4 protein-coding genes are annotated in these 8,796 nt (G+C 36.8%); 3 read left to right on the forward strand and 1 reads right to left on the reverse strand.

Going from position 1 to position 8,796, the window contains the following annotated elements; all coding sequences use genetic code 11:
• From E1140_RS03690 to E1140_RS03700, 3 genes are all read left to right on the forward strand, one after another.
• Positions 1-1,292 (forward strand): sigma-54-dependent transcriptional regulator (locus E1140_RS03690; protein ID WP_155179154.1); only part of this gene is annotated, 1,292 nt, incomplete at its 5' end.
• A complete protein-coding gene (locus E1140_RS03695) occupies positions 1,292-3,232 on the forward strand; it encodes a PAS domain-containing hybrid sensor histidine kinase/response regulator (RefSeq protein WP_155179156.1) in 1,941 nt (646 codons plus the stop codon). The genes E1140_RS03690 and E1140_RS03695, both read left to right, overlap by 1 nt.
• 131 nt (positions 3,233-3,363) lie before the next feature.
• Positions 3,364-3,675, forward strand: coding sequence for a hypothetical protein (locus E1140_RS03700; RefSeq protein WP_155179158.1), 312 nt, complete (start codon positions 3,364-3,366; stop codon positions 3,673-3,675).
• 68 nt (positions 3,676-3,743) lie between these two features.
• Here E1140_RS03700 and E1140_RS03705 read toward each other — a convergent pair whose 3' ends face one another.
• Positions 3,744-8,759 (reverse strand): PKD-like domain-containing protein, encoded by a 5,016-nt coding sequence (locus E1140_RS03705; protein ID WP_221412623.1) that lies wholly within the window; start codon positions 8,757-8,759, stop codon positions 3,744-3,746.
• Positions 8,760-8,796: the final 37 nt, after the last annotated feature.

An 8,796-nucleotide genomic window follows, 5' to 3' on the forward strand; every position in this document is an offset into this window, starting at 1 on the left:
ATGTTTTAAGCCTTAATCCTGATTTTGAAGTAACCAGCTTTGATAATGCCAAGAGCTTTTTAGATCGGCTTCACGAAAAACCGAATATTATAACTTTAGATTATACCCTGCCCGACATGGAGGGTGAAAAGGTACTCAGAAGTATAAAAGACTTCGATCCTAACATACCGGTAATTATCATCTCAGCGCAAGAGAAAATCGGAACGGCTGTAGAACTGTTAAAGTCAGGAGCATACGATTATATTATTAAGGACGAAGAAACTAAAGACAGGCTCTTAAATACTATCAATAATGCGCGTAAGAACATTTCTTTGACCAAAGAAATTGATCATCTTAAGCAGGAAATTTCTGAGAAATACGAGTTTGATTCGAGCATAGTAGGCAATAGCGCTGCTCTTAAAAAGGTGTTTTCTTTACTCGAAAAGGCTGTTAAAACGAATATAACTGTATCCATTACTGGAGAAACTGGGACTGGTAAAGAATTGGCAGCCAAGGCCATACATTACAATTCTAAGAGAAAGAAGAAACCTTTGGTAGCAGTCAATATTGCAGCCATCCCTAAAGACCTCATTGAAAGTGAGTTATTCGGTTATGAAAAAGGAGCATTTACTGGAGCTAACACCAGGAAACTTGGAAAGTTCGAAGAGTCTAATGGAGGAACCTTGTTTTTGGATGAGATTGGCGAAATGGATCTCAGTTTACAAGCCAAATTGTTAAGAGCAATTCAAGAAAGAGAGGTTACAAGAATTGGTGGCAACGAAGTTATTTCTCTGGATTTTAGATTAATAGTCGCAACGCATCGAGATCTGGCAGAAGAAGTTAAAGCCGGTAATTTTAGAGAAGACCTTTATTATAGATTATTGGGCTTACCCATACATCTACCCCCCTTGCGTGAAAGAGACAGGGATATCATTATGTTAGCAAAATTCTTTTTACAGCAATTTGCCAAAGAAAACGACTTGCCAGTTTTACAGCTCAGTGTAGAAGCTCAAAACACACTTTTAAAATATCCTTTCCCTGGTAATATCAGGGAACTGAAATCTATCATTGAGTTATCCGCTGTAATGGCCAATGGTTCGGAAATATTACCTGAAGACATTTCTTTCAATAGCATATCTAAGGAATCAAATTTCCTTTTTGAAGAGATGAGTTTAAGAGATTACACTTTTAAAATAATTAAGTACTACTTGGACAAGTATGATAATAATGTGTTGAAAGTGGCAGACAAACTGGATATCGGTAAATCCACTATCTATCGCTACTTAAAAGAAATGGAGGAAATAGTTGACTAATGGCTGTTGAAAATTTACTTGATTATGTGAACCAGGGCTTATTTTACAAAGCTGTAGTTGAGGATGGTTCAGATATAATTTTCATTGTTGACTATAATGGTAACATTCTTTACCATAACCCTTCGGTTGAAGATACTTTAGGTCACGCTCCTGATAGTTTAATAGGCAAGAACTTCTTTAATTACATAAAGCCTAGTACACTAAAGTCTTTTAAGTCAGAATTTAAGAAAAGCATCTCAAAACCTTATGATGAAAGTATTGAGTTTCGGTTTCTGTGTAAAGACAACTCTTTCCGGTATCTGGAATTCAATTCCATTAATCTAAAACATAAAGGTGGTGTTGAAGGACTTATCCTAGATTGCAGAGATATAACACAACGAAAAAAGGATGCCGAGGAATTATTGAGAGCTCAAAAAGCAAAGGAACAATTTCTTGCTAACATGAGTCATGAAATAAGAACACCTATTAACGGCATATCAGGAATGGTTAACCTGCTTTCTGAAACCAATAGTGAAAAGGACAAGAAGCAATATTTAAATGCTATTAAGAATTCAACTGAGAGCTTAAAAGTAATCATCAATGACATACTTGACCTCTCAGTAATAGAGTCTGGCAAGCTTAAGTTTGAGAAAATCGGTTTTAATATCCGGTACCAATTGGGTGCGGTGCTTGACACCTTCTTGTATCAATCTAAGGAAAAAGGAATTGAATTAAACTACAGTATTGAGCCTGAAGCCGATAAGGTCTTACTAGGTGACCCTGCTAGACTTAATCAGGTATTAATAAATCTCATAAGCAATGCCGTTAAGTTCACCCATGTAGGTGAAATAAGAATTGATGTCAGCTTGTTAAAGAAAAAGAACAGTTTAAAGTACATTCAATTTAGGGTGAGTGACACTGGTGTAGGAATCCCTACGGAGAAAATTCATCACATCTTCGATAGTTTTACACAAGCTGATGCCAGTGTAACAAGACGGTATGGGGGTACAGGTTTGGGTTTAACTATTGTCAAAGAGCTAATTGAGCTTCAAAATGGAACAATACACGTTGAAAGTCAGGAGAACCAAGGGACCGTATTTACTTTTATGATACCCTATGAAGAAGGAGATACTACTGACTTGGTCCATCCTAAATCATCTAAAAAATTTAGCGAAACACTTAAACACTCTCTGAAAGACTTAAGAGTACTGCTAATAGAAGACAATGACATAAATAGGTTATACGCTATCAATATTCTCAAAAAATGGAATTGTATTGTTGATGGTGCAGAGAATGGTTTCATTGGTGTTGAGAAGTTAAAAAGCGGTGAATATGATATTATCCTTATGGATGTACAGATGCCCATCATGGATGGCTATGAAGCAACAAGAACTATAAGAAAAACTTTTGAAGACACTAAAAGTAAAATTCCCATTATTGCACTTACGGCCAATGCTATAAAAGGTGATATCGACAAATGTAAGGCAGTAGGCATGAACGATTACCTCTCCAAACCCTTTCACCCTGAAGCACTATTTAAAGTAATTACTAAATACATTGGTGTAGAAAAGAAAAGTGCCGAGTCGAACATTAAGAAGCTGTCTCAGCAAACAAAACTTACAAACCTTGATTACTTAAGAAGCGTGTGTGATGGTGATCTAAACTTTATGAATGACATGGTTCAAACATTCATTACAAATACCCCTGTAGCCATGAATGAGCTCCAAAAAGCATCAGACAAATCTGATTGGGAACAAGTAAGTAAATTAGCCCATAAATTAAAACCTTCTATTACATTTGTTGGGTTAGAAAAGGCTAAAAGCCTTGTAAAAAAAATTGAAGAATCTGCAAAGGAGAAGACTGGTACCGATCAAATACCTGGCAAAGTAAATGAGCTATCTTCACTGGCTCAAACTGCCCTCTCTGAACTAAGAGTTGCGATGGACAACAAATTTAAATAGTCTCTTAAAAATCTAAGCCATCCCATTTTGGGATAGCTATTAAACAAAAACATCTAAATTTCAATAATAACCTGCATCTCATAATTGGCATAGATTTAGTAATAACAAAATCAAGTTTAAATAATGCGGTTATGAAAAAGCAAAAAGAGGTAATATTTTTAATTGATTCCGAGCAATATGATAAAAACCTTCTTGGTTTAACTCTTGAAAAATATACTAGGTGCAGAGTATTTAATTTCTTCTGTTTTGAAGAAACATTGTTATACAAACATTTAAATCCAAAACTTATTGTTCATGATAAAGCTAACCTTGATCAAAAGTTTTATGGTGAGGGCGTTAGCTTCTTTGATATATCCAAAACTCTAAATTATGGGCAAAAACCTAATTCTTCGGAAAGTGCTCTTTATTTAGCAGATCAAGTTTCTGAGGTTATGAATTCATAAACTACAGCAAACACCAAATAAAAAAGGATAGCAAATGCTATCCTTTTTTATTGCTTGATCAACCCAAACTAGTGCCTATTCATAATGGCAAGCTTTCTATAGATTACTGGTTTGCCTGCAGATTCTATAATCACATAGTATACTCCATTAGGCACCTGATTTACATCTACAGTGTGTAAGCCCAGAGTATTAAACTCGAGCCCCCCTACCATAATAGAAACCCCTCTTTGGTCAACAATTTTCCAGGTGTAATCATCCAACGCTATTTCTTGTAACTGGAAATTAACCTCTCCATCCGCTGGATTAGGATAAATTACAATTTGTTTTGACTGATCTATTATATCCTGACTAACACTAGTTATTGCAGACTCATCTTGAACTTGTCCTTTAATTTTAGCTGCACCATATATTTCTCTAGTAATCTTATCTTGCACAAATGCAATAATAGATAGCTTATCAGGATTGTAAATCTCCACATCTACCTCCCAGTCATAAGTTATTGACTCAATTTGACCTGCTGTCCATGAATTAGAAACTGTCATGCCTTCACTACCAAGAAGAAGCTTCTTAAGGACATTATAATATGTTTCACCATTGTTAGTAATCTCAGTTTCAATTACAGCAATTTGCAATGTAACTACTGAGTTTAGAACTTCCGTAGCTTCAAAATCCACTGCTACTGACAGCACATCCTCAGTGGTTGAGATGGTATCAATCCTAATATCAAATAGTGCATTTTGGAGTGCTCTTATATCAATCTCCCTTGTAGTCAAATCAAATGGATTTCCATTGAATTGATTACCATCCATCACTGTTCCAGGAGCTTGAGAAATTCCATAATACAGAGATCTTGAGCTTGGGTCTTCTGGATTGTCTTCATTAAAGACATCTCCACCTGACTCATTTATATGATATTCAAGAGTCGTAAAATCAGTTTCTCCAAAATTGGTTATTTGTTGTGCGCTCAATGTATTCAAATAATCATCTGCAGATCTGCTAATACTTCTTTCTGAGTCAGTAAAATGCTCAACAAGCACAAGTCTATTTTTCTCACCCACATAGATATCATCAAAGGCAAACCCTTCAAGCGCTGTAGAATTATCTGAATTACTACCAAAAGCCACTCTCAAAAGAACATTTGACTGTCCCTTTAATGCATTTAAGTTATGTTTTACTTCCACCCAATTCAATTGTTCCTCTTCCTCTAGTATTCTACCTGTCCACCCAAACCCTAATGGCTGATTACCGGGTTTTGCCGAAATTACATTGGAGTTATACCAATTAATACCCCCATCTTCGGCCAGTGAACCAATATTATTCCACGTAAAGCCTCCGTCAATTGAATATTGAAGTACTGTACCATCAAAACCTTGATCAGTGTTGGAAATAATCTTCATGCTTATCATTGGCTTCTCAATAGCCGAAAAGTCAAAGCATGGGCCATTCACCCAACTTTGTTCATCATTATAATATGCACCACTATTACCCCCTGTCCACCAGAATCCATCACCAGAATACTTCGGCTGAATTTCTCCATTTCCAACATTTGAATAAATCCAGCTATTATCACTAATTAAACTCGTATCTCTTACCAATTTAACTTCTTCAGCCCAATTTGCATCATCGGTGTCAAAGTTCGTAATATATGGAAAATCTGTAATCTCAGTCTGAGGTAAAATGTCAATGTTTTGAGTATATGACTTAATACAACCCTCACCAGTTGTTACAGTCAGTGTCACATCATAATCCCCTACTGAATTATACCTATGCTCTGGCTTCATGTAGGTACCAATTGTTTCAGAGCCATCTCCATGTGAAATTACAGCACTAGAACCTCCAGCACCCGAAATGATATTACCATCTGCAAAATCCCACTGATAATTAACTATAGATCCAATATCTAATTTTGTATCATCACTAAATGCTGTAAAGTCACCATTACAAACACTCTGCCATATAAACCTAGTATCTGGCACTGATCCAATAGTGATAATCTGCTCTCCACTCGCTGAACACTCAAAAGTACCAGATCTCGAAATCACTTCAAGGACTACTCGTTTATCCCCAGGAGTATTAAAGATTATTGATGGGTTCTGTTGATTAGATGCCCCAATAATATTGTCATTAGCATCAAAAAACTGCCAATTCCACCCAATGATATCAGATGGCACAATTGATTGATCTATGACTGACAGGTCATTAAATTGAATTGGTGAATCAAAACACAAATTAGCTGGCTCAAAATCTACTTCAGGCACTGGGAACACTTCATAAGTCAAATCTGCACTATTGGTTGCATTGTTAGAGTCAGTAAATGTATATGTAAGTACGTGAGTACCAGCACCTGCTGTTGCAGGTCTAAATTCATATACCGCACCACCAATATTAGCTACTCCAGTTCCTGTCCAAACACCACCAGATGGATTCGCAACAAGCAGTTCTGGATCTGCTGAAAGACATATCTGAACATTATCATTACCTAGATCAATTGGCGGTTTGCCGTTTACGAATACAGATTGCGTATCAGAATTAGTACAGCCAGTTGCAGGATCTGTATAAGTATATGTTACAAAATTATCTACTCCTACTGTACCTCCAGCAGGATTAAAAGAGTTACCTGAAATTCCATCACCAGAAAATACTCCACCAGAAGGAGACCCAAATAATGGAATTGCTGGGTCGTTTTCAGCAACCTCTCCGCCTGCTGGCAAACCATTAAATGACACTACTGGAAGTAAATTAATGGTAACTGTAATTTGATCAGAAGCAACGCTACATGGACCTCCAGCGTCTGGATCATCGGTAGTCAAAGTAAATGTCACTGAGCCAGCGTCTATATCTGCTTGGTTAAACGCATATGTTATCACCTCTCCATTTACCACAGGATTATTGCTAAACCCTGTTGGGTTGTTACCTCCCGTCCATGTACCTATCGAAGCAGAACCCGTTATAGACGCAGTTAAATTTAGTAAACCAGCATCCTCACATATTTCATAATCAAAACCTGCAAATACTACTGGCAATGGGTTAACCGTTACTGTCACATCTTCAAATACTCCAGAACAGTTATTGGCACTAGGCGTAATTCTGTAAGTAACTGATCCAGCAGGCGAATTGCTATTTACAAAAAGTGCTTGACTAATATTTGTTCCAGATCCATTGACTGCTCCAGATACAGAATTAATATTATTAATTACTGTCCAACTAAAACTAGTTCCAGCAACGCTATTCGGGTTGGTCAATACTATGTTTGTTGATTCTCCAGAGCATAAAATCTCATCCCCTGTAGTTGCCAAAGTTGGAGTTGGATTTACTGTTACTATTAATGTAACTGCATCTCCATTACAACTGTTTGCTGACGGAGTTATAGTATATGTGGCTGTACCAGGAGTATTCGTGTTATTACTCAATTGTTGAGTTATGCTAGTTCCACCACCATTAGAAGCACCTGTAACCCCTCCAGCTTCAACTACCGTCCACGAGAAGGATGTTGTACTCACATTATTAGGGTTAGTCAATACTATGTTTGTAAATTCATCATCACAGATCGTCTGAGCTGCTACAGAAGTTGCCACATCTGGAATAGGATTAATTGTAATGTTCGCAAATTGTGTAACCGGATTCACACAATTATTCAATGAAACTTCAAACTCATATTGAACTGTCTGAACAGTATTTGTAGGGTTAGTCAATTGATTAGACATTTTAGCCCCATTCAAATAGGTTGATCCAATTGATGGTGTTCCAACAATCTGAGCAGAGGATGTGACCACACTTATGAGCTCAATTACAGCACCCGTTGTAATGGAAGAGATATCAATATCTGTAAGTTCCTTTGAACATATAACAGTTGCATTGTTATCAATAGTGAATGTAGGTGCAGGACTTACTTTAACTGTAGTAAATTGACTTATTGGAGCTGCTGTTGGGCATCCATCAGTAGTTGTAACCTGAAATTCATATACTACATCAATAGCTGCAGAGGTGTTGTTTACCAGAACGTCACTTATTACATTTCCATTGGTATAAGGTCCAGATGCAGTTCCACCTGTTACTGCACCATAATTTACACTGATAAGATTGATTTGATGGTTTGTTGTAGGACTATTTAAAGTAATATTAACTGCATCACCACTACATATTTCTGCTGTAGTATTGGTTATGGTTAAAGTTGGATTAGGGTTAACCGTTACACTAGTTGTGAACGGAGCTACACCATCAGGACAACCATTAACATTCACACTAAACTCATACGTTATGGTAATTGGAGCATTGGTAGCATTGGTTAAAGCATCTGTAATTTGATCACCATCCATGAATGTTAGTCCTACAGAAGTCTTGCCAAGCACATTAGCTGCTCCTGCTCCACTTATAGCATCAAGTCTAATTATTGCATCAGTTGTAGTACTACTCAAAGTTATATCAGTCACATCGCCACTGCATAAATCTGTAGCTAAATTATTAATACTCATTACAGGCTGTGGCTGTACGGACACAGTTGTCACCTTATTGGCAGTTACTAATGGACATGATGGAGTTGTACCTGGAGTTGTAACATTAAAAGTGTAGGTAACTAGTTGAGTTATATTAGTTGTATTAAAAAGTACTTCTGTTATAGAATTTCCATCAAAATATGGTCCCGCTGCACTACCTCCAGTTACATTACCTCCAGCATAGTCTACACTTACTAAATTAATCTGATGACCTGCAGTTAGGCTATTCAATGTAATGTCTACTGCATCGCCACTACAAATTATTGGAGACGAGTTTGCTATGGTAAATTCAGGGTTAGGGTTAACTATAACACTGGTGGTAAAAGGTGCTACATCATCAGGGCAACCATTAGCACTTACACTAAACTCATAAGTTAAGATAATTGGTGAATTAGTTGCATTAGTTAATACATCTGTAATTTGACCTCCATCTGTAAAAGTTAAACCAATTGAAGTTTTACCACCTACATTAGAAGCTCCTGCACCACTGATTGCATCCAATCGTATTATTCCATCTGTCGTTGTTGTATTTAACGTAATATCTGTAGCACTACCGCTGCATAGTTCTGTTATAGTATTATTAATACTCATCATAGGCTGTGGATAAACCGTGATCGTGAAGCTCATG

It is taken from the genome of Fulvivirga lutimaris, assembly GCF_009711525.1.
In the GTDB taxonomy this organism is placed as follows: domain Bacteria; phylum Bacteroidota; class Bacteroidia; order Cytophagales; family Cyclobacteriaceae; genus Fulvivirga; species Fulvivirga lutimaris.

Bases quoted from the DNA above. Each gene is read 5' to 3' on its own strand.
- E1140_RS03695 (WP_155179156.1), top strand. From the start codon at position 1,292: ATGGCTGTTGAAAATTTACTTGATTATGTGAACCAGGGCTTATTTTAC.
- E1140_RS03700 (WP_155179158.1), top strand. From the start codon at position 3,364: ATGAAAAAGCAAAAAGAGGTAATATTTTTAATTGATTCCGAGCAATAT.
- E1140_RS03705 (WP_221412623.1), bottom strand. From the start codon at position 8,759: ATGAGTATTAATAATACTATAACAGAACTATGCAGCGGTAGTGCTACA.